General features: G+C 66.2%; 19 protein-coding genes and 2 pseudogenes. 10 read left to right on the forward strand and 11 right to left on the reverse strand.

Annotation, left to right across the window (positions count from 1 at the left end; translation table 11 throughout):
- Positions 1–5: 5 nt before the first annotated feature.
- Positions 6–392 carry a CdiA C-terminal domain-containing protein gene (locus tag GA0074696_RS29755; RefSeq protein ID WP_231925508.1) on the reverse strand — a complete coding sequence of 129 codons (387 nt, stop codon included), beginning with the start codon at positions 390–392 and terminating at the stop codon, positions 6–8.
- 209 nt (positions 393–601) lie between these two features.
- Positions 602–1,129 carry a DUF6244 family protein gene (locus tag GA0074696_RS29760; protein WP_088964151.1) on the reverse strand — a complete coding sequence of 176 codons (528 nt, stop codon included), beginning with the start codon at positions 1,127–1,129 and terminating at the stop codon, positions 602–604.
- A gap of 174 nt (positions 1,130–1,303) precedes the next feature.
- Here GA0074696_RS29760 and GA0074696_RS32170 point away from each other — a divergent pair, with 174 nt between their 5' ends.
- Complete coding sequence (locus GA0074696_RS32170; protein ID WP_231925195.1) at positions 1,304–1,783, forward strand: hypothetical protein; 480 nt, start codon at positions 1,304–1,306, stop codon at positions 1,781–1,783.
- Between the two features lie 93 nt (positions 1,784–1,876).
- Here the strand turns inward: GA0074696_RS32170 and GA0074696_RS29770 are convergent.
- Positions 1,877–3,020: pseudogene (locus tag GA0074696_RS29770) on the reverse strand (IS3 family transposase).
- A 650-nt stretch (positions 3,021–3,670) separates the two neighbouring features.
- Complete coding sequence (locus GA0074696_RS29785) at positions 3,671–4,099, reverse strand: carboxymuconolactone decarboxylase family protein (RefSeq protein ID WP_088964153.1); 429 nt, start codon at positions 4,097–4,099, stop codon at positions 3,671–3,673.
- A 517-nt stretch (positions 4,100–4,616) separates the two neighbouring features.
- On the opposite strand from GA0074696_RS29785, the gene GA0074696_RS29790 reads away from it, so the two are divergent.
- The 5 genes from GA0074696_RS29790 (at position 4,617) to GA0074696_RS29805 (ending at position 8,427) form a co-directional block, all read left to right on the forward strand.
- Complete coding sequence (locus GA0074696_RS29790) at positions 4,617–5,459, forward strand: IS5 family transposase (protein ID WP_157745753.1); 843 nt, start codon at positions 4,617–4,619, stop codon at positions 5,457–5,459.
- Between the two features lie 122 nt (positions 5,460–5,581).
- Entirely contained in the window at positions 5,582–6,244 is a 663-nt protein-coding gene (locus GA0074696_RS29795; protein WP_088964154.1) for a hypothetical protein, read from the forward strand.
- A gap of 504 nt (positions 6,245–6,748) precedes the next feature.
- Positions 6,749–6,943, forward strand: a complete 195-nt coding sequence (locus tag GA0074696_RS31045; protein ID WP_157746142.1) for a hypothetical protein — start codon at positions 6,749–6,751, stop codon at positions 6,941–6,943.
- Positions 6,944–7,050: 107 nt separating this feature from the next.
- Positions 7,051–7,833, forward strand: coding sequence for a transposase family protein (locus GA0074696_RS29800; RefSeq protein WP_088961400.1), 783 nt, complete (start codon positions 7,051–7,053; stop codon positions 7,831–7,833).
- Between the two features lie 12 nt (positions 7,834–7,845).
- Complete coding sequence (locus tag GA0074696_RS29805) at positions 7,846–8,427, forward strand: hypothetical protein (RefSeq protein WP_088964155.1); 582 nt, start codon at positions 7,846–7,848, stop codon at positions 8,425–8,427.
- A 257-nt stretch (positions 8,428–8,684) separates the two neighbouring features.
- Here GA0074696_RS29805 and GA0074696_RS29810 read toward each other — a convergent pair whose 3' ends face one another.
- Both GA0074696_RS29810 and GA0074696_RS29815 read right to left on the reverse strand, forming a co-directional pair.
- A complete protein-coding gene (locus GA0074696_RS29810; protein WP_088964156.1) occupies positions 8,685–8,981 on the reverse strand; it encodes a helix-turn-helix domain-containing protein in 297 nt (98 codons plus the stop codon).
- An 873-nt stretch (positions 8,982–9,854) separates the two neighbouring features.
- Positions 9,855–10,637, reverse strand: a complete 783-nt coding sequence (locus GA0074696_RS29815; RefSeq protein WP_088964157.1) for a transposase family protein — start codon at positions 10,635–10,637, stop codon at positions 9,855–9,857.
- A 490-nt stretch (positions 10,638–11,127) separates the two neighbouring features.
- Between GA0074696_RS29815 and GA0074696_RS29820 the strand changes: the two are divergent.
- Positions 11,128–11,430, forward strand: a pseudogene (locus tag GA0074696_RS29820) (phosphotransferase); the annotation flags it as partial.
- Positions 11,431–11,658: 228 nt separating this feature from the next.
- Here GA0074696_RS29820 and GA0074696_RS29825 read toward each other — a convergent pair.
- Positions 11,659–11,880 carry a hypothetical protein gene (locus GA0074696_RS29825; RefSeq protein WP_088964158.1) on the reverse strand — a complete coding sequence of 74 codons (222 nt, stop codon included), beginning with the start codon at positions 11,878–11,880 and terminating at the stop codon, positions 11,659–11,661.
- 455 nt (positions 11,881–12,335) lie between these two features.
- Positions 12,336–13,001 (reverse strand): alpha/beta fold hydrolase, encoded by a 666-nt coding sequence (locus tag GA0074696_RS29835; RefSeq protein ID WP_197700794.1) that lies wholly within the window; start codon positions 12,999–13,001, stop codon positions 12,336–12,338.
- Between the two features lie 195 nt (positions 13,002–13,196).
- Here GA0074696_RS29835 and GA0074696_RS29840 point away from each other — a divergent pair, with 195 nt between their 5' ends.
- The 3 genes from GA0074696_RS29840 (at position 13,197) to GA0074696_RS29850 (ending at position 16,767) form a co-directional block, all read left to right on the forward strand.
- Positions 13,197–14,588, forward strand: a complete 1,392-nt coding sequence (locus tag GA0074696_RS29840; protein WP_088964895.1) for a hypothetical protein — start codon at positions 13,197–13,199, stop codon at positions 14,586–14,588.
- A 1,091-nt stretch (positions 14,589–15,679) separates the two neighbouring features.
- Entirely contained in the window at positions 15,680–16,156 is a 477-nt protein-coding gene (locus GA0074696_RS29845) for an IS3 family transposase (RefSeq protein ID WP_269458699.1), read from the forward strand.
- Between the two features lie 263 nt (positions 16,157–16,419).
- Complete coding sequence (locus tag GA0074696_RS29850; RefSeq protein ID WP_088964162.1) at positions 16,420–16,767, forward strand: nuclear transport factor 2 family protein; 348 nt, start codon at positions 16,420–16,422, stop codon at positions 16,765–16,767.
- Positions 16,768–17,033: 266 nt separating this feature from the next.
- Here the strand turns inward: GA0074696_RS29850 and GA0074696_RS29855 are convergent, their stop codons facing one another.
- From GA0074696_RS29855 to GA0074696_RS29865, 3 genes are all read right to left on the reverse strand, one after another.
- Positions 17,034–19,067: an amylo-alpha-1,6-glucosidase gene (locus tag GA0074696_RS29855; RefSeq protein WP_088964163.1), complete on the reverse strand. Its 2,034-nt coding sequence runs from the start codon at positions 19,065–19,067 to the stop codon at positions 17,034–17,036.
- The gene (locus GA0074696_RS29860; protein WP_088964164.1) at positions 19,064–19,441 is read right to left on the reverse strand and encodes an SCP2 sterol-binding domain-containing protein; all 378 of its coding nucleotides are present in this window, start codon (positions 19,439–19,441) and stop codon (positions 19,064–19,066) included. Before GA0074696_RS29860 ends, GA0074696_RS29855 begins: the two co-directional genes overlap by 4 nt.
- Before the next feature lie 70 nt (positions 19,442–19,511).
- The gene (locus GA0074696_RS29865; protein ID WP_157746144.1) at positions 19,512–19,673 is read right to left on the reverse strand and encodes a hypothetical protein; all 162 of its coding nucleotides are present in this window, start codon (positions 19,671–19,673) and stop codon (positions 19,512–19,514) included.
- Positions 19,674–19,878: the final 205 nt, after the last annotated feature.

The raw sequence follows: 19,878 nt of genomic DNA on the forward strand, positions 1-19,878 counted from the left end.
CTTCATCAGTCTCGCCCGATGATCTGAATGATCGCACCGTCGCGCGTTACCGCCGCCAGTTCCTTCAGCCCTGTGATGGGCCAGTCGTGGAACTGCTTGTGCAGGGCGGCGCGGTCTCCCCGCCAATCGTGGAGGTTCAACATCACGCGTTGGGTCTGCCCCGTGTCAACCTTCCTGGACACCGCGCTCCAGACGGCGCGGGCCGGCACAGGAGCAGTGGGCGCGTAGCAGTCGAAGACATGCCCCTCGATGAGGAAATCGGGTGCCTTTTCCGGTCTCCCAGAATCCCCGGTTTCGAGTCGAGCGTCCGCGACCTCCTGCCTCGTGGGGTTCTGGTGAACCCAGTACCCCTTGCCGGCGACCCTGTCGGCACACTCGTTCTCCAACTCCAGGGCACGCCGCTCCCGTGGCTTCTCGTTCGCGGAGATCCGGGTTCGACGTCCGGTAGGCGACCCGCCGGCGACGCCGGTGGGACGCCTGGTCCACGGGATTGCCGCGTCAGTGTCCGTGGAGACAGTTCCGCCCAGGGTGGGGGTCGTCGGGGATGGGCCGCCGGTGGTAGCAGGGGCGGGGCTGGCCGGTGGATGACCGCCAGCCCCCGTCAGTTTCCCGACGAGCCCAACTGCCGGGCCTGCGCGATCGCCCCTTCGACGGCCTGCCGGGCCCCGCCGGTGCGCTGAACGACCAGCACCAAGACCTGCTTGATGGCCTCCAATGCCTGCAACAGCGGCCCGGGTTGCCCGCCCTGTAGGACAATGGCAACGAGTTGCTGCGCCTCGCCGACTCCGGTGATGGCCCCGGCCGCCGCGTCACGAGCGGCGTCCACGGCGCTCTGCACCGGCGCCAGCCCGGCGATCGTCTCCTGCGCAGTGGCCCCGTTCGGCACCGCCGCAGTGGCCTTCGTCGCCTCCCCGATCGACCCGGCGAGACTTCCCAGGCCGCCCTGGATGCCCGCGATCGCGTTGCGCACCCGCGCCACACCCGCCGCCACGGCGACGAAGCCCGCACCCGCCGCCCGCAACGCCACCTCCTGCGCCTGACTGTCAGCAGCGGCTGCCAACCCCTGCGCACGTTCGACCCCGGTCATCAACGCGCGGAGCTCTCCGATGATCTTTTCGACCTGCGACACGTAGCCGGCATCCCCAATCGATGAAAGTGAAAGTGCTGGACAGCTGAACCTACCCGGCGTCCCTGGGAGGCCACCAGACAGCGGCGAGGCGGTCGGCACCGCAGACAGCCACCGCGATGCGAGTAGTCGCACGAGCGGCTTCCGGTCCAGATTCCAGCTCGTGGGGTGGAGTCTGTGGCTGTCCTGTCCGGCTGTCGACGTGTCAGCATCGACGGGACGGCGGTGCGGGTGTTCCCGTCGGGAGGATCGGTGGGTAATCGCAAGCGCAGTGGCCGCCGGCAGCGGCGAAAGCCGATCCGCCAGATGATCCCGCCCACACGCGTGCCCGGCAGCCGGCGCCCTCACCACCCCGATGAGACGGCGCTGATGCCGGTCTACGAATACAGCCCCATGTTTGGGCGGCTTGTCGACGCGCCGGTGGAGATGGTGCCGCTGCTCGCGGTCCTAGCCGTCCTGCACCAGGCGCAGAGCGGCATGCCAGTGGGCACCTGTGTTCCGACGAGTCATCAGGTCAGTTGGGGCACCCGGGCTGACCAGGTGTCGAACGTCAACCGAGGCCGCGGTGTCAACCTTCAACCGGCGCAGGAAGAACCGGCTGCCGGCGATGTCGGGCTTCACTTGATGCGTGACACATCGGCTCCACTTGACGCGTGACGGCTTCCCGCATGATCGGTCGCCGCTGCTACACGGAGCTATTACTTGACCGGGGACTGCCCCGGGCTTGGTTGACTCGCGGGGTTGAGTGGTTCAGGCCGCGTATGCGGGCTGGTTGATTGTCTCAAACTCGATCGGGGTGAGCTTGCCGAGGCGTCGTTGCCGTCGGCGGCGGTGGCAGGTCCGTTCGATCCAGGTCACGATCGCCAGGCGCAGTTCGTGGCGGGTGTGCCAGCGTTGCCGGTCCAGGACGTTGCGTTGCAGCAGGGCGAAGAACGATTCCATCGCGGCGTTGTCACCGCAGGCGCCGACCCGGCCCATTGAACCGACCAATCCGTTACGCCCCAGGGCTTTCACGTACTTTCTGGACCGAAATTGACTGCCCCTGTCGGAGTGGACAATCGTGCCGGCCGGGTCCCGGAGCCGGGCCGCGTTCGACAGTGCCGCGACGGCGAGGGAAGCCTTCATCCGGGTGTCGATGGAGTAGCCGACGATCCGGCCGGAGTACACGTCCTTGATCGCGCACAGGTAGAGCTTGCCCTCGGCGGTGGGGTGTTCGGTGATGTCGGTCAGCCACAGCCGGTTCGGGGCGTCGGCGACGAAGCGGCGTTGCACCAGGTCGTCGTGCACCGGCGGTCCGGCCCGCCTGGTCAGCCCTCTGCGTTTGGCGAACACCGACCAGATGCGCTGCTGTGAGCACAGCCGCCCGACCCGGTTCGGGCCGGCAGTGATGCCGTGGGCGGGTAGTTCGTCGGCGATGAACCGGCAGCCGAACGCCGGATCGTCGGCGTGGATGTCCAGGGCGGTGTTGATCAGATGGGCGTCGTCGAGGTCCCGCTGACGGACCGGGTTGGCGCGCCACGCGTAGTAGGCCTGCTTGCTGAACCCCAACACCCGGCAGGTCACCGCGACGGGGATCCCGTCCGCGGCCAGGTCACCGACCAGCGGGTACGTCATTTTGGGGAGATTTCCTTGGCGAAGTACGCCGCGGCCCGACGCAGGATCTCGTTCTCCTGCTCCAACACCTTGTTGCGCCTGCGCAGCTCCCGCAGCTCCGCCGACTCGGAACCGGTGGCCCCAGGACGGACACCGTCTTCGACGTCGGTGAGCTTGAGCCAGCGGTGCAGACACGCCTCGGAGATCCCGAAGTCCTTCGCTATCTGCGCGATCGGGGCCTCACCCATAGGGCGACCGCGACCACATCGCGGCGGGACTCCAGGGGGAACGCTTTCGGCATGACAGACATCCTTCCAGCGAGGAACGCATCCTCACAGGTCAGGAGTCAACCGAACCGGGGGCAGTCCCAACATCGCCGCGTCAGGCGTCCTCTACGCCGTCCTTTTCAGTGCTTTCTCGCTTGTCCTGCAGCGAAGGAACTGGTCATCGGTCGACGTCACCGGTCCGGCGCTGAGGATCGTCGAGCGGGGGCGGATGGCCGTCCTCCCGTGGCGGGTGATCCAGTCGGCGACGGTCCGCCGTCCCGGCCCGTTCGCCGTCCTCCAGGTCACCCTGCTCCCCGCAGCGGTCGTGCCGTCCGCCACGACGCTTCGTCCACGGCTCCGTGCCGGTCAGCCGGTCTACACGGTCAGCGTCGGCCTGCTTCGGCCCGCGACTGGCGTCCTGCGTACCGAACTTGCTCGCCACTCACCACAGGTAGTCTCCCGATCCTGAATCCCGCTAAGCCGCAGGCTGGTGAACTGCGTCTACGGCAAGCCGACCAGCGACTGCCTACCGGCCGAATCGTGAAAGCGGTAGCGGGCGTGCAGGAACGGGATCACCGCCATCGGGTAGACCGCAGGCAGGCGCACCTGGAGTGCCGGTTCGAGGTCGCCAGCAGGCAGACCGGACGGCTGCCAGCCTGCTCCGATGACCGGGCCGGGTATCAACTCACACGGGAGGCGCCGTCGTGGGCATGGCACCCTCGGCGAGCTTGAGTCGCGTCCAGATGTTCATGTTGATCACAACGGCCACGATCTCCAGGATCTCGTCCTCCGTGAAGTGCGTAGCCATCCTGTCGTGTGCCTCCTGGAAGCGGTTGGTGACGGTGGCGTCGGCGGCTCGGGTCAGCGCCTCGGCGTAGGCCAGCGCGGCTCGCTCCTCCTCGGTGAACAGGTGCGTCTCCCACCACGCGGTGAGGGTCTCGACCTTGGACGGCGGGATGTCGGCGGTGCGGGCAGCGGCGTGGTGCACCAGGAGGCAGTAGCTGCAATTGTTGATCTGCGCGACGCGTAACCGCAGAAGCTGGGCCAGGGCCTGGTCCACCTGGAGTGTGGCGGTATGGCCGAAAGCTGCGGCCCCGGCGTTTGCCAGAGCCATGAGTCGCTCGTTTGACGTGGCGTTCAGTCGGACGTTCTGGATCCTGGTATCCAAGAGATGACCTCCCGTAGGTCACAACGACAACACCAGTGGTGGGGACGTCCACGTCGGCGGACAGCCGTATCGGGATTCCCAGCAGCCCTGATAGGCGGCGTAGGTCGTTTACCGCGCCTTTCAGGTGCGCAAGCGTGGCGATTCGCCGGACCCGCCGTATCACCCGCGGCAAACCGGCACGCCGTCAAGCCCGCCGCACCTTCACCTGGACCTGATCAACCCCATCTCAAACACGCTCTAAGTGGGCGTTTTAATCTTGTCTGCATGTGATTGACGGCATTCGGCCCGCCGATGCCGAGGTTAGCAGCGCGGTCGACTCATGGCTATGGACACCATTTGCCCCGGCTGATGCCGCATCGATATGCCAGCTTCGTTCCGCAGAACGTGTCTGGTTCAGGAAAGCTCTCGTATCGTCGGACTCCAGGTGCGATCCACCGCGCCTCGTCCACAGTAGACCTACGGCATGGCCGAGCGACCCGCCTACCCCTCTGACCTGTCCGACGCCCGCTGGGCGCTGATCGCGCCACGGCTGACCGCCTGGCGCCAGGCCCGCACCGACGCCGGCGTCGGCGGACGTATCGCCACCCACGACCTGCGGGAAATCTTCAACGCCATCCTCTACGTCAACCGCACCGGCATCGCCTGGCGCTACCTGCCGCATGACTTCCCGCCCTGGCAGACCGTCTACGGCTACTTCACCGCCTGGACCGGCGACGGCATCTTCACCCAGCTCAACTACGACCTCACCGCACTGGCCCGCGCCAGGGCCGGACGCACCACGCAACCGTCGGCCTGCGTCATCGACACCCAGAGCGTGAAGACCTCCACCAACGCATCTGCCGCCACGCAGGGCATCGACGCCGGCAAGAAGATCGTCGGACGCAAACGCGGCATCGTCACCGACACCCTCGGCCTGCTCCTCGCCGTCATCGTCACCGCCGCCAGCGCCAGCGCCAGCGACAACACCATCGGTATCGACCTGCTGGAACAGGCCAAAGCCACCCACCCAGCCCTCACCAAAACCTGGGTCGACGCCGGCTTCAAGAACAAGGTCATCGAACACGGCGCCACCCTCGGCATCGACGTCGAGGTCGTCGCCAAAGACCCACACGTCAAAGGGTTCTCCGTGGTCAAACGCCGTTGGGTCGTCGAACGAACCCTGGGCTGGATCATGCTCCACCGGCGCTTGGCCCGCGACTACGAAGCCCTGCCCGGGAACTCCGCCAACATGATCCGCATCGCCATGATCGACAACCTCGCCAGACGACTCACCAATGAAACCACCCCAACCTGGCGAGACACCTAAAAGCGCATCACTCACAAATTACGTGAATCAGACGCCCTCTAAGGGATGTCTCGCATCTCGATGTCTGTCCCCTCACGGGGTCTTTCGCGGTTTGCGCGGGTTCCTGGTGGGAAGGTGGCGGCATGGACAAGGAGGGGCCGGCGAAGCGGATTGCTCAGAAATCGAGGCAGGTTGCCGAGAGCGACGACCTGCTAAAGGGATTCGATGAGACGGGGCCAACCCAGGGGCAGTACAAAGGCTTCTTTGCTTCGTCAATGGCCGGTTCCCTCTGGGCCTGGAATGTCTTTTTCAACTATGGCCTCTTCGGCAACCTTAGCACTGCGGCAAATTTCAAGAATACCCAGCGGGTTGTGGTCATCTCGTTGGTGGCCTTGCTTGGAGCGCTGATACTGCACCGCGAGATACGTATACGCACGTGGACGCTTTTTGCGTTTGCCCCGGCTATTCTCTTGGTACTTCTGCGGCTGCTTGCTCCCGCCGGCACGCCGGGCGCTGCACGGCCACGTGTGATTACCGAAGGTGTGTTCGGTGTGATCGAGGGCGTCCTCATCGTCGCCACCGTAGTCGTAGCGCCGCTCGTCGTGTGGGTGGCCTTGCGATTGCTCGCCCCAAAATTCTTCGTTCTGCCCGGCCGCCGGACGAAGATTGGCGTCGTCGTCATCGTGGCGATAATTTCCCTGTTGGCCTACTCCGTCGGCCGGTGGAACTACCGGTTCCTCACGTGTGAGGACTTTACGGCCGCCAATCAGAAACCACCGCCAAGCTGCGTCAAGGCAGAGAAATGACCCTTCGCGCTTGAGTTGCTATGGGTGGACCAACTGTACGAGCGGATCTCCTCGTCGGGCAGTCGTAGACCGTCCAGCCTCCCCGGACGGGGACAAGGTGGAGCGCCCTACCGGACGAACGACCTTGGCCCCGTCCGGGGAGGCTGGTAGCCCTTGTGGTGCCCGGCGAGGGGATCCGCGGCTGATCTCTGAGGAGGGCCGGGGTTCGGGGCGGAGCCCCGAGGCCTTCAAGGTCCATCGTCCCTCAGTGTGGCCGGCCGGCCCGGCCGATGCCGGCCGGCGGTCGCCAGCAGGCCGGGGCCGGGCCGGCGCGGCCCGCTTTGCGGGCCGCCTTGATCTGATAGAGCGCAATTCGGCAGTCTGTGACCGTCGCCGGATGTCGTGTCCCGGCTGATGCTTTACACCTGCCTCCCACCAGACGCTTGACATGATCGACGCTTCGTTGTTCAGCGTCGACCGATCGGCTAACCAGTCCTGCAACCGCCGGCTCGTATGGTCACGGGCATGATCGGCAAGGTTTCGGATGCCATGGTGCAGCACCGGCACGTCGTCTTGATGATTGGTCTACTGGTGGCGGGCGTGAACGTCGCGGCCGTCGGGTTCGTGCCTACCTTGGGTCAGCGCCTGTTCTTCCCGCTGCTCTTCCTCACCTTGGCGGTCTTGGTCCTGGCGCTCATCACTGAGCCTTTTCCAAGCTGATCTTGCAGCTCAGGGCAGGTGCGGCGAGCCCGGGGATCGATGAGGGCGAGGCTCCAGGTAAGACAGCAGTCGACCAAGATCCGATGCCCCGACCGGGAGCCTCGCCCGTGCTGTCTTACCCTTCCACGATCTCGCTGTCCAGCCGCACCCTGAACCACCTCGCTGACCTCATCCGCCAGCACCGCAACCAGCATCGATCCCGGTGGCGGCGCCTCGATCCGGGCCGGCAGGCGCTGCTCGCCCTGGCCCACCTGCGCAACGGCGACACCTACACGCGGCTCGCCGCCGGGTTCGCCGTCGGCGTCGCCACCGCCTGGCGCTACGTACAGGAAGCGATCGTGCTGCTCGCAGCGGTCGCCGAGGATCTGGCCACGGCGATGCGGCGTATCCGGCAACTGGCGTACGCGATCCTGGACGGCACGTTGATTCCGATCGACCGCGTGGCAGACCAGAAGCCGTACTACTCCGGCAAGCACAAGCGCCATGGCGTGAACGTGCAGGTCATCGCCGATGCCGCCGGCCGGCTCGTCTGGGCCTCACCGGCACTGCCGGGCTCGGCGCACGACCTCACCGCCGCCCGCATCCACGGCATCATCGACGCGCTGACCAGCGCGGACGTGATGACCTTCGCCGACAAGGGCTACCAGGGCGCGCGGGGCAGCGTGCGCACGCCGTTCAAGCGGCGCCGCTTCCGGCCGAAGCTGTCGCGCCGGCAGAAGACGGTCAACCGGGCGCACGCGAGGATCCGAGCCCGCGGCGAACGGGCCATTGCCACGCTCAAGACCTGGAAGATCCTGGCCAAGCTGCGCTGCTGCCCGCGCCGCGCCACCGCAATCGTGCAGGCCATCCTCGTCTTGCACCACGTCGAAGCAAACCGCTACGCAGGATGAAAATGGCTCACTATGGGGATCCGTCCGGCCTACTTGGTCGTGCAGCCGCAGATTCCGGCCTTCGCCACACCCGCGCCAGCGTGGAAGGTGTTCATTGCCCTGGGCTTCCTCGCGCCTGCATCGGCCAGCATCGGCGCAGTGGTGCGTTCGACCAGGGCAGGCATTGTGTCGACGTTCGACGTGGTTGCCAATATCCCCTGGTTTGTGCTGATCGGGCTGTTGCTGGTTGAGGCGTGGCGGGGTTACGGGGTACAGCTCCATCCTTACGGGATACGGCAGCGTTGGGCTCTCGGCTCACTCGCTGTGCCGTGGGAGGCCCTACCGGCCGCTCAGATCCCCTCAGGTGTCGACCGCCCCTCGCGGCTCCGGATGGCGATCGCGGAACCCCAGCTGGTGCGGCGACGCGGTATTCCGTGGAGCCGGAAGGCCCTGCGCACCGACAACATCGACGCTGGGTTTCTCGCCGCTGCAATCCGGCACTACGTCTGTCACCCGGAACACCGGGTCGCGATCGGCAGCCAGGCCGAGTACCAACGGCTTCTCGCCGAGTTGCCTGACCGGGACGGTTGGAAGGACGCGGGCGACGATTCCTAGGCCAAACGTCAAGCATGTCCTGGGACGGATTCGTCAAGCATGTGGTGGGACTAGACACTCGCGCTGCCCTGGAAGGGCGACGAACACCGCCAGTAGCTACCCGAGCGGCATTCGGGCAACGACTTGCCACTCATACATGCGCCGGTCTCGGTGCATCTCGATCAGGTCGACGTGGGTGATCGTGACGCGGGCGGCCAGCTCATCGCCCGACGACCTCACCCGACAGCGGGCCGGCCAGTCTGCCGCCACGGCCCACGCTACTGCTTCTCGTTCTGCCGCAGGGCCTCCTCGAGCTGGTCTTCCAAGATGATGATCCGGCAGGCGGCTTCCAGGGCGGTGCCCTGATCCACCATCTCCCGAGCCCGGGCGGCCAGACGCAACTGGTAGCGGGAGTAGCGGCGGTGCCCGCCGGCAGAGCGGTGCGGGTTGATCAGTTTGGCCTCGTCCAGGCGGCGCAGGAAGTCCTGCGTGGTGCCGAGCATCTCCGCGGCCTGACCGATGGTGTAGGCCGGAGTGTTCTCGTCGCCGAACATGTCATCGGGGTTTTGCCCCATGTCACCTCCACGTCGAGGGCCCCGGCGCGTAAGCGCCGGGGCCCAGGGTTACGGGTCAGAACACCATCTACCGACAGGAACGTCGGCTTGTCGTATCCGCACCAGCCGCTGAAGGCTTCGGGTGCGAGGATCGCATATGCGTGACCGGAGACCACCTCTCGTTCGATGGAAACTGCGGTGTCCGCCGAGCCTGGAATGACGGCTGCTGGCGGGCGATCCAACGGTGTACGGCCCTCCCTTACCTCTGCGTTTTCTTACCCTTGCGGTCGTACGGTCCGCCGGCGCCGGAGCCCACGCGACTTCATGGCCCCGACACGTGCGGCGAACATCAGCTGGAGCCCTGAGCAAGCCTTGGCCCCACCTGCGTGCCCCATCGCGCCTCACACGTTGGGGCTGACGTGCTCCTACTGCCGTTCTGGCGGAACGAATCCCGCTTCTTGCCGTCCGTCGTGACCTCACGGCCGGGCGGCCCGTCTGCGTCTTGACGGATCTTCTCTCTCGACTCGAAGAAGAGTATTCCACGCCGCCGAGGATGTCTAGTCGTTCCAGCCTAGATTCTCTGGTCGGCCGTCGTCAGGGTCACCGGCGTGCCCCAGCAGGCACGGCGAGGGCCGCGCCGACATCGACCCACACCGGTACCGCCTACCGACCGATGAACACCGCCGCACGGTCACGACGAACTCCGGCCGGCACGCCCGTTGTCCCGCGACAGCGAGACCCAGCCCTGCGCCGCGGACTGCGTCCGCGAGGGCAGCGAGCTCGCGGCTTCGCCAGAACGAGTCAGGGGACACGCGGAATCTACGGTCGTTGCCATTCCGCTAACATCATGCGCAGACCGCTCGGCGCTGATCAGGTATCTGGAGTGAGCCATTTTCATCCCGGGTGGCGGTTGGCTTCGACGTGGTGCGGGACGAGGATGGCCTGCACGATCGCGGTGGCGCGGCGCGGGCAGCAGCGCAGCTTGGCCAGGACTTTCCAGGTCTTGAGTGTGGCGATGGCGCGTTCGCCACGAGCACGGATTCTCGGGTGCGCCCGGTTGACCGCCTTCTGCCGGCGCGACAGCCTCGGCCGGAAGCGGCGCCGCTTGAACGGCGTGCGCACGCTGCCCCGAGCGCCCTGGTAGCCCTTGTCGGCGAAGGTCATCACGTCCGCGCTGGTCAACGCGTCGATGATGCCGTGGATGCGGGCGGCGGTGAGGTCGTGCGCCGAGCCCGGCAGTGCCGGTGAGGCCCACACGAGCCGGCCGGCGGCGTCGGCGATGACCTGCACGTTCACGCCATGCCTCTTGTGTTTGCCGGAGTAGTACGGCCTCTGGTCTGCCACGCGGTCGATGGAAATTAGCGTGCCGTCCAGGATCGCGTACGCCAGGTGCCGGATGCGCCGCATCGCCGTGTCCAGGTCCTCGGCGCCCGCTGCGAGCAGCATGATCGCTTCCTGCACGTAGCGCCAGGCGGTGGCGACACCGACCTCGAACCCGGCGGCGAGCCGGGTGTAGGTGTCACCGTTGCGCAGGTGGGCCAGGGCGAGCAGTGCCTGTCGGCCCGGGCGAAGACGCCGCCACCGGGATCGATGCTGGTTACGGTGCGCTCGGATGAGGGCGGCGAGGTGGTTCAGAGTTGGGCTGGACAGTGAGATCGTGGAGGGGTAAGACAGCACAGGCGAGGCTCCCGGTCGGGGCATCGGATCTTGGTCGGCTGCTGTCTTACCTGGAGCCTCGCCCTCATCGATCTCCGGACTCGCCTCACCCGCCCTGATCTGCAAGATCAGCTTGGAAAAGGCTCAGTGCGCGGAGTTCACCGGTGATTCTCTCGATGTGCGACACGTAGCCGGCATCCCCAATCGATGACAGTAGAAGTACTCGACAGCTGAACCTACCGGGCTCTCTGCGGGGCCACCAGATACCGGTGGGGGCCGGCATAGCAGACCGCTGTCGCATTGCGAGCAGCCGCACGAGCAGATTCCGGTCCAGGCTCCCGTCCACTTGGGGCTGTGGTGATGCGACATTGTGGATGAGCCGCTTGTACGACTTGTCGTAACGAAGCCAGATCGGTGACAGCAGCCGCGATGGCGGACTATGTACGGGCCTGCCGCGAGCGCGGCCCTACGCTCGCTGGCGGAACCGCAGCGCTCGATTCGTAGGAGCCCCATGTTCGTCGAAGCGCGAACACGTCCGGTGCTCGCCGAGGTGTGTCGTCGCCTGGACATGTCCGACGCCGGCGCCAGCCTGTTGCGGCATCACACCAACGCCGTGTACGCCGTCGGCGACATGGTCGTCAAGATCGCGCCGGTAGAGTTCGGCCTGGAGCGCACCCACGCTGTGGTGACCGTCGTGCAGTGGCTGGCTGCTCGTGGGTTCCCGACCGTCGGCCTGATTCCGTGGCTACCCCAACCCCTGCTTGTTGGCGAGCATGCCGTGACCGTTTGGCAGCGGTTAGACCCGGCCTACGACTCGTCCCGGATGAACCACCCGGGTCGCTGGCACCCGGCATCGTCACGCAGGCGCTCCAGCCCTTGGTGCCCACCAGGTGCGCCCAGAGCCGTTCCGTGAGCTCGGATGCGCCGGCCTGGTCGGGCGAGCCGGTAGATCTCGTGCCCGAAGTCCCGAGGTGACAATTGCGTTCGGTCGCTGTGATCCGACAACTGATGCAGCTCTGCCAGGTGATGTGCGACGGGTGGTCTAGGGAACTGAGGTAGCGATTCGCGGCCGCTGACCTTTGATGCTACGGACCGGCTGGGTGGTGGTGCGCCGGACGACCTTGGTGTCGCCGCCGGTGAGTTCGATGGCCAGGGTCGCCTCGGAGACGAGCACGGTGACTGTCTCGTGCCGGTGCGGTCGGCCGAGCGCGACCTTCTGGCCGGCGACCATGATGATCCCGGTGTTGGAGGCCCGTCGCTGCACCCGGACGGGTTCGATCGAGGGTCGGGGTGGTGGCCCGGCGGGGCGGGCTTCGCGTAGCCGTTTCGTCTGCTCGGGTCGTAGCGGGTCTTACGGGTGCGCAGCAGTTCCCGGGTGTCCAGGTCGTCGAACATCAGGGTGGCGGGCTCGATGCGGATGCCGACGCGGCGGCCGGCGAGGATTTCCGCGGCCAGAACGATGTGCTGGGCCAGTGAGACGGTGCCGGAACGGCGTCTCCTCGCGCCGCCAAGGCGAGGGCGTTGCCCTAGTCGGCGAAGGCACGGGCGGTCGCCCGACCGATGCCGCTGGACGCCCTGGAAGCAGAGGTTGACCTGGTGGGCATGGGGTATCCGCGGCCCATGCGGACAAGGGATCTCGTCGTTGTTGTCAATGGGGCGCCCCCCCGATGAGCCCGAAGGACGGCAGGCGCCGCTCACGGTTCAGCGGGCCGATGCCAATCAGTCGAGCCTGGTCGCGATGCGGCGCGTCGGTTCCGTCCACGCCTTGGGGTCCAGCCATGGGAAGGTGTGGGCGCCGGCGACTTCGACGTACTCACCCGTAGGCGCTAACGCAGCCAGCTGCCGGCCCCACCGCGAAGTACTGATCACGTCGTCGCGCCCGCGGATGACCAACAGCGGCACCTCGAGACGGGTCACCGGTTCCTCGATCGTGTGGTCGAGATGTGCGCGTGCGAGGTGCAGCATGCGGGCAAGCCCTGCCCGCTTCCACTCGGGCCGATGTGACTCGGTCAACCCCGGTGGCTCCCGGCGCCCGTCCAGACGCCAGCGGATGAACAGACGCAGCGGCCCCCGAGCGACCGGATCAACCGTGGGACTGGCCAGGACGACACCATGCACATCGGGGTGGCCCACCGCGGCCTGCACGGCAACCTGAGTGCCGCTGGAATGGCCGGCGAGCAGCACCGGACCGAGTCGCTGGGCGGCGAGCCAGTCCGCGACCGTCTCGCCGAACTCCGCCACGGTGAGCTCGTGCGGCGGTTCACCGCTGCCGGCAAAGCCGGGTAGTTCGACGAGGTGTGCCCGGGTCCAACCGCCGAGAGCGCCAAGGCCCGGCATGAGGTAGTCGGCAACTCCCATGCCCTGGACGAGCACCAGCTCGGGCACGTCGGATCGCGGCTCCCCGACCGCCCGGCTGCGCATCCGACCGAGCGGACCGTCGTGGTACGAGGTCGTCACGTCCGCCGGGAATGGTGGCGCACACGGCTGGCCCTTCTTCCGCATGGTCGGGGTTACCCGCCAGCCGCGGACGGAACCGGGCGTAGCGGACGACTTTCGGGGTAGACGCTGGCGGGAGGTGTGATGAAACTACCCCGCGAGGTGGCGGCATTCGACTCCGCTTCCGCGATGGTGGTGGCAACCGCCCGCTTCCTGCATAACCGCGACACCCCACCAATGGGCAGGCCGGCCGGGCGTCTGCTGGGTCCGCTCGCAGTCGCCGCGAACCGGCTTCCGATCCGGCTCAGAGAGACGATCTACAGCCTGGCCAGCGGAGCCGAGGCGCGGCCGGCCGCGCACATGACGGCTCTGGACATCGAGGACGTCGCCGCCGCGATCGCCGGGCTTTACCCGCGGCGCCGGTATCCGGCGGTCGCCGTCGGCTCGTCCAGTGGGGCACTCGTGCATCTGTGTGCGGCCCTCGGCATGGCGTGGTTGCCCCAGACGCTCCTGCTCCCGCTACGTCAGCGGCACGTCCCCCCGGACGATCCCATGCGCGCCCTACACGCCTTCGACGCCACCGCCCAGGCGCTGTTGGCCCGCAACCCCGACTTCGTCCTGCACCATATGCATGATCCGAACCAGGATCGATTGACGTCGCAGCGGATGGCCTACTTCCGGGTCAAACGCACCCGACTCGGCCCCGCGTACGAGCGGTTCCTGACCCAGACGCTCGATGCCGGCGGCGTGCTCCTGCTCGCCGAGTGCACCCGGCGATGGCCCACCACCCGGGTCGGCGAGCGACACGTCTTCCAGTTCGGTGCCGTCGGCGGGCTGGAGCCGCAGCAGTACCACGAGGGCGATCCCCGAATAGCCGCATACCTACGCCGCTACGGAGTCGAGCAGACACGATGGGAGGCGCCAGCGCCCGACGGCGAAAGCCCTGAGGCGGAGTGGGGGTTCGAACCGGCGCTACGGGACGACGTGATCGCGTTCGCGCGCCGGCACGGCTATCAGGTACGGCGACTGGTCTTCGACGACCCCGACGACCTCAGCCCACTCGTCGCAGATCTGTACCGCTGGTGGTACCGGCGACGCGGCCTGCCGGCCGACCATCTGCTGGCGGAGTCGTTCATGCTCCTCGACCCTTGGTGGGCTCTGCGAACCGGTTGTGTGCCCTACTGGAGCACCTTCCCCGTCGAGCATTCGGCAGATGCCCTTACGCGCTATCTCGAGCAGTCGGACGCCTACGACTATTTACACCTCATGCTGTTCTGCCATGGGGTGGAATCCGTGGGACTGGCAACCGTCGACCAGTGGAAGGCGGTCCTTGACCATGCACGGGTGGCGGGATCGTTCGCCGGAGTAGATCCCGGCCGTTACCCGCGCGACCTTGCAACTTTCTTCCGCTACCAGTCAGCCTTGCGCGCCCTACCCAATCGGTACCCGATCCCCGAGCCACTTTCGCTGACTGAGTTCGGCAGATTCTTCGCAGAGCATCGCCATCGCTACCCGGCCGTCAGAATAGAGAACTGAGCTCTCACACTCACACGGGTGACGGCTCAGCTGCCGTCCGCGATCGCGGCGATCGCCGACCTGTTGACACCGCCCGGCAAGCGGGCGACGAAGAAGGCCTGCTGAGCGGCACTGTTGACGGCCGGCACCGTTCCCGGGTCACCACCCGTGCGTCGGCAGACCCACGCAGGACGCACCTATCCAGCGCACTTCGGGGTGGTGTCCAAGAATCCTGCGGTAGCGGGAGCCCGCCCAGCGTAGCTCCCCGATGCCGATGAACCGCGCTAGGCGTTGCCTCAGCGCCGATCTGCCGCGCCGGGGCTGTTGCGTCTCGGCTGCTCACCCGCCTCACGTGAGCGCACCTGATCACTGCCACCGCAAACCGCGCGGCTGAGCGTCCTGCAATGGAACCTGGACCAAGGTCGGGAGCCGGCGGACCCATGTATGCACAGCCACCCACGACCGACCGAGCAGAGTCGTCGCGACTGCGACCGCGTTCTGGGAGCAGGCGAAGCAGATCCGCAGGTCATGCCGCTACAATCGATCGACCAGCTTCGTTTTAGGAAACCGATGCTCTATCCCCTGAGCTACGAGGGCGCGAGGGCATAGCTTACCTGCCAGCGGATACCAGCGAGTACCTAGGAGTGCGCTCCCATGCCCACCGGTGTGGGCTGCCGTTGCGCCGACCGGCGGAGCACACATGGAGCACGCAATCGTCGACCGGCCGGGCTACGTGCCCGTCGCTGCCGAGCGCTGATCAAGGCTGCCCGGCAGGCCCTACGACTCACCGAGCAGATTCCGAGAAGAGCAACAGCGATCAACAGGCCCAAGGTTCGCCACCAGGGTGCGGACCGCCAGGCTCCCGATGGGCAGAGTGAACTCCCGCCCTCGTCCACTCGTCGGCCGCCTCGCTGGCGACTGGACCTATCAGCGCCGAGCCCCCTCCGGCAGCCTGGACCATCTGGGTCTCGGACAACAATCGGGCAGATCATGGCCGGCTTGGGACTGGTCGCCCGGGTGAAGCGTCGCCGCCGGGGGCTGACTCGGCCGGACAAGCGCCCGGCAGCGCCGGACCTGGTCAAGCGGGTGTTCACCGCGCCGGCGCCGGATTGGTGTGGGGACATGACGGCAAGCTCTACCTGGCCACCGTGATCGATCTGTACTCCCGGCGGATCCTCGGGTATGCGATGGGTGAGCGTCATGACGCCGGATTGGTCGTCGCGGCGTTGGACATGGCCGCGGTCACCCGCGGCGGCCACGTGGCCGCGGTGATTTTCCATTCGGACTGCGGCAGTGAGTACGCCTCGGCTGACTTCGCCCGCGCCTGCGCCCGGTGGAGGGTCCGGCAGTCGATGGGCCGGGTCGGTTCGTGCTTCGATAACGCCGTCGCCGAGGCCACCTTCTCCACCATCAAGGTCGAGTACGTGCACCGCCGCCAGTTCCGCACCAGGGCTGAGGCACGCATCAACATCGCCACCTGGATCACAGACTTCTACGACCGGCGCCGACGCCACTCGGTCTGCGACGGGCTCTCACCGATCAACTACGAACGATCAACGGCCCGGGCGCTGAAGGCTCAAACCGCATAACGGAGTCCTCCACGCTTCCCAGGGAATTGACACTGAGCTGCGGCAGGAGAAGGAGATCCTGCGGAAGGCAGCCGCCTATTTCGCAAAGGAGATGGATCGGCGACCAGCCGCTTCCGTTTCATCTCCACCCACCGTGCCGCCTACGGCGTCAAGCGGCCCTGTCGGGTCCTGGCCGTCTCCCGCTCCGGGTTCCGCCGGCCAAGATGGGTGGAGCTGATAGCGTCAGTTAGGACAAGTCTCGACATCCGCAAATCGGGGTAGCTATGGTTCGTAATCCGAAGGACGTATTTGCCCACCATGCGCAGGCCCTCGCGGCCGAGGATCTGGACGAGATCGTCGCCGACTACACCGACGACGCCGTCTACATCACGCCGGCGGGTGTCCGGCGCGGCAAGGCGGGCGTGCGAAAGGGGTTCGAGGAACTTCTGACCGATTTGCCCGGGGCACGCTGGGAGCTGCCGACCCAGATATTTGAGAATGACACACTGTTCCTCGAGTGGGCCGCGGATTCACGGAGGAACCGGGCGGTCGACGGCACCGACACGTTCATCTTCCAGGATGGGCTGATCCGCCTGCAGACCGTGCGCTACACCCTCCTACCGAAAGACTGACCGGCACCGCGTCCGTCGGGCGCCCTTCAGAGGCCAGCAAGGCAGCGAGATGTCTTGACTGGGCTTCTCCGCCAGGGCACGCCTGCTGTGATGACCGCACGCCTCACCGGTGCTCAGGTCACGTCTACTTTGGATCCCTGTCCTGAGAACCCGGAGCACCTCGCCAGGCTGAGCAGGGCTTGGTAGACGTCAGGTCTGCGTTCGTAGCGGGCCGATTGAAGCAGTCCGCCCAGCCAGGTCAGCGGCGGTTTGAGGATGAGTAGCTGCTACCGTTGGCGGCCGAGGGCATCTATCCGCCCCCACCGTCCAGGAATGTCGAGCAGTTCGAGCCGGCCAATCAGCTTCGGCAACGCGGGCCGGATAATCAGATGATCAGCGTGCGGTTCAAGGCCGAGAATGACGCGCAGCAGCAGCAGCGGGGCGCCTGATGACAACGCCCGAGGACTGCAGGCGGCCGGATACTGGACCGGGTACTCCGTCAGCGCTCGGTCATAACCGGCGAACGCCTCCGGTAGCCGCCCGTCGAAAAACTCGGCCGCCTCGATCATCGCCTCAGCGATCCGCCCCGCCTCTTCTGAAAGGCCGCAACGGCGCAGTCCCCAGGCGATGAACGAGTTGTCGAAGGGCCACACCGTACCCACGTGACGGCCGACCGGATTGTACCGCCCCGCATCCACGGCCAGGGTCCGCACGCCCCAACCAGAGAACAACTTCGGGCCGAGCAAATGCTCGGCGACCTTACCGACCCGGGACTCATCGACGATTCCGCTCCAGAGCAGATGGCCCATGTTCGACGCGAGTGCGTCGACCGGTCTGCCCTCGGCGTCGAGGGCGAGGGCATAGTACTGCCGATCCTCAATCCAGAAGTCCCGGTTGAACCGCTCCTTGAGGTCGGCGGCCTCTCGCTCCAGCCGGTCGGCATACGCTGGGTCACCCCAGAACCGTCGGGCCAGCCGGGCACCTCGGAGCTTGGCGTCGTACGCGTAACCCTGCAACTCGCAGGTCGCTCGCGGGAATCCGGGCAGCTGGCCATCGTTGTAGGAGATCGAATCCCAGGAGTCCTTCCAGCCCTGATTCACCAGGCCGCTCTGCTCGTTGCGGCGCTGATACCAGACGTAACCATTGCCCATCATGTCGGCGTACGTGTCGAGCCAGGCGAGCGCGGCACGTGCCTCGTATTCGAGCTCGTGCACCACGGCGTCGTCACCGGTCCAGCGCTCGTACTCGTCGAGCAATATCACGTAGAGCGGGGTCGAGTCGGCGCTGCCGAAGTATGCCGTGTGCGGCTGCTCCTCGAACACGGCCGACTCCCCGTAGCGGAACTCGTGCAGGATTTTCCCCGGCTCCTCCTCGCGGAAATCGTCCAGCCGGCTGCCCTGTGGAACTGCCAACGCGAACAGCGTCGCCTCGGCGAGCTCCGGCAGGAACGGCAGCGCCTGCAGGCTGGTGAGGATGCTGTCCCGACCGAGGACCGTCATGAACCACGGCAGGCCGGCCGCCATCAGTGTCCGGATCCGCCCGCCGGAGACCAGCGGTGTATAGCGCAGCGCGGCGAGATCGATGATGCTCCTTCGGTACGTCCTCATCAATGGCTCGAAGTCGCACACCAGAGTTGGTGCCTGGTCCCGCCAGTGCTGCAGATCCTCCCGCAGCTTCCGCTTTGCCCGGCTGATGGGTTGGCCACGCAAGCTCAGGCGAACCTCCTGCCCATCCGGGCCTAGCGTCGCCACACGCAGTTGGGTGACCCACTTCCCATGCGGTTCGAGTCGGATGGCAAAGGTCAGCCCATTCTCATCGATCTCTGCTGACGCACTGGACGAGATCACCGTCTCTCGGCGGAACGCCTCCCGGTCGTAGCCCAGCCGCAGGCACCCGTCGTCGATACGCGCGAAATACCTGCCTTTCTTTTGTCGCATGTCCTTGATCTCGAACAGATCGGCGAAATCGCTGCCCACCTCCAAGCGGACAGTGAGATCGACCAACTTGTTTTCGTGATTGAGAACCGTCAGCTCCTCGTCAAAACCTGCGCCAACCGAACGCTGACGGATCACTGTCACCTTCGCGTCGATGTAGTGGGTCGGGGCGCCCGGAACGAGATAGAACCGCGTCTCGTAATACTGAAGATCATTGACAGCGAGTGCCGTCAGTCGCTCGCCATTGATACTTAGATGCCATCTCGACAAGAATCTGGTGTCAAACGAGAACAACCCGGTGGGCAGCGACGGCGACGCATCAATGTCGCCATTGCCGTCGCTGATCACGAAAGTATTGCCATCCAGGATACTGATCAAGTCACTCATCGTGCCAGGCTCCCGGGCCCGCCGGCCAGATTTCGTGGGTCACGTGCCCCAACAGGCCCTGGAAAGAGCCGTTCGAAGGCGCGGAACAGGTCCGTCCTTCCCGCGATGTAAATCCGATATCCCAACCACGCCACCATCGCATTCCCCTCGCCCGTGACAAAGCGGCGGAACAATGTCTTGTCAGCCCGGATGAGACAGTCCGCGTCACGCTTCTCCCGCGATACGTCCATGTCGCCATCTTTGATGTCGACGAACCAATATTCAATCCGCCCGTCCGCAACCAGATCGCAGCGGATAGTGCCCGTGATCTTCCTAACCGCCGTGTCATGCCGCAGGGTGAGCGCGGTGAAGAACTCCGCAATCGGGTCTGCCATCCGCCATCCCCTCCGCCCGCCTCGATCCGATAACCGTTAGTCAAAATCACCTCACCAACGGTAGCGTGGATCACTCGCAGCGGGTGAGATTCGGGCAGGACCAGCGCCGATGATTGTCGGCACGCAGGATGCGGTAGAGGGTGGAGATCGAGGCCAGGCAGGCGGCTTCATCGAGCAGCGTCGCGAATACCTCGGTCACGGTGGTGTCGACGAACCGGTCGCTGTCGAGCACCGCCAGGACGTGGGCGCGTTCGGTGTCGTTCGCCGCCCTCGCCGACACCGTCAGCCGCGCCTACTACGAGCCGTAGCGACCCTGCCCAGCGGCTGACAGTCTGCCCGCAGAGGCCGCTCCGGGCCGGCGACTGCCCGCCAGGTGACCTTGGGAGTCCACCAACTTTTTGGGAGCGGGCAGCGCGAAGGCATCGCTCGGCTTCGAT

Origin of the sequence: Micromonospora purpureochromogenes (genome assembly GCF_900091515.1) — a bacterium.
In the GTDB taxonomy this organism is placed as follows: Bacteria; Actinomycetota; Actinomycetes; order Mycobacteriales; family Micromonosporaceae; genus Micromonospora; species Micromonospora purpureochromogenes.

Excerpts from the sequence above, each read along its gene's own strand:
- GA0074696_RS29805 (WP_088964155.1), top strand. The coding sequence starts at position 7,846 with ATGGGGATCCGTCCGGCCTACTTGGTCGTGCAGCCGCAGATTCCGGCC.
- GA0074696_RS29810 (WP_088964156.1), bottom strand. The coding sequence starts at position 8,981 with ATGGGGCAAAACCCCGATGACATGTTCGGCGACGAGAACACTCCGGCC.
- GA0074696_RS29855 (WP_088964163.1), bottom strand. The coding sequence starts at position 19,067 with ATGAGTGACTTGATCAGTATCCTGGATGGCAATACTTTCGTGATCAGC.
- GA0074696_RS29840 (WP_088964895.1), top strand. The coding sequence starts at position 13,197 with ATGAAACTACCCCGCGAGGTGGCGGCATTCGACTCCGCTTCCGCGATG.
- GA0074696_RS29795 (WP_088964154.1), top strand. The coding sequence starts at position 5,582 with ATGGACAAGGAGGGGCCGGCGAAGCGGATTGCTCAGAAATCGAGGCAG.
- GA0074696_RS29785 (WP_088964153.1), bottom strand. The coding sequence starts at position 4,099 with ATGGCTCTGGCAAACGCCGGGGCCGCAGCTTTCGGCCATACCGCCACA.
- GA0074696_RS29860 (WP_088964164.1), bottom strand. The coding sequence starts at position 19,441 with ATGGCAGACCCGATTGCGGAGTTCTTCACCGCGCTCACCCTGCGGCAT.
- GA0074696_RS29850 (WP_088964162.1), top strand. The coding sequence starts at position 16,420 with ATGGTTCGTAATCCGAAGGACGTATTTGCCCACCATGCGCAGGCCCTC.
- GA0074696_RS29790 (WP_157745753.1), top strand. The coding sequence starts at position 4,617 with ATGGCCGAGCGACCCGCCTACCCCTCTGACCTGTCCGACGCCCGCTGG.
- GA0074696_RS31045 (WP_157746142.1), top strand. The coding sequence starts at position 6,749 with ATGATCGGCAAGGTTTCGGATGCCATGGTGCAGCACCGGCACGTCGTC.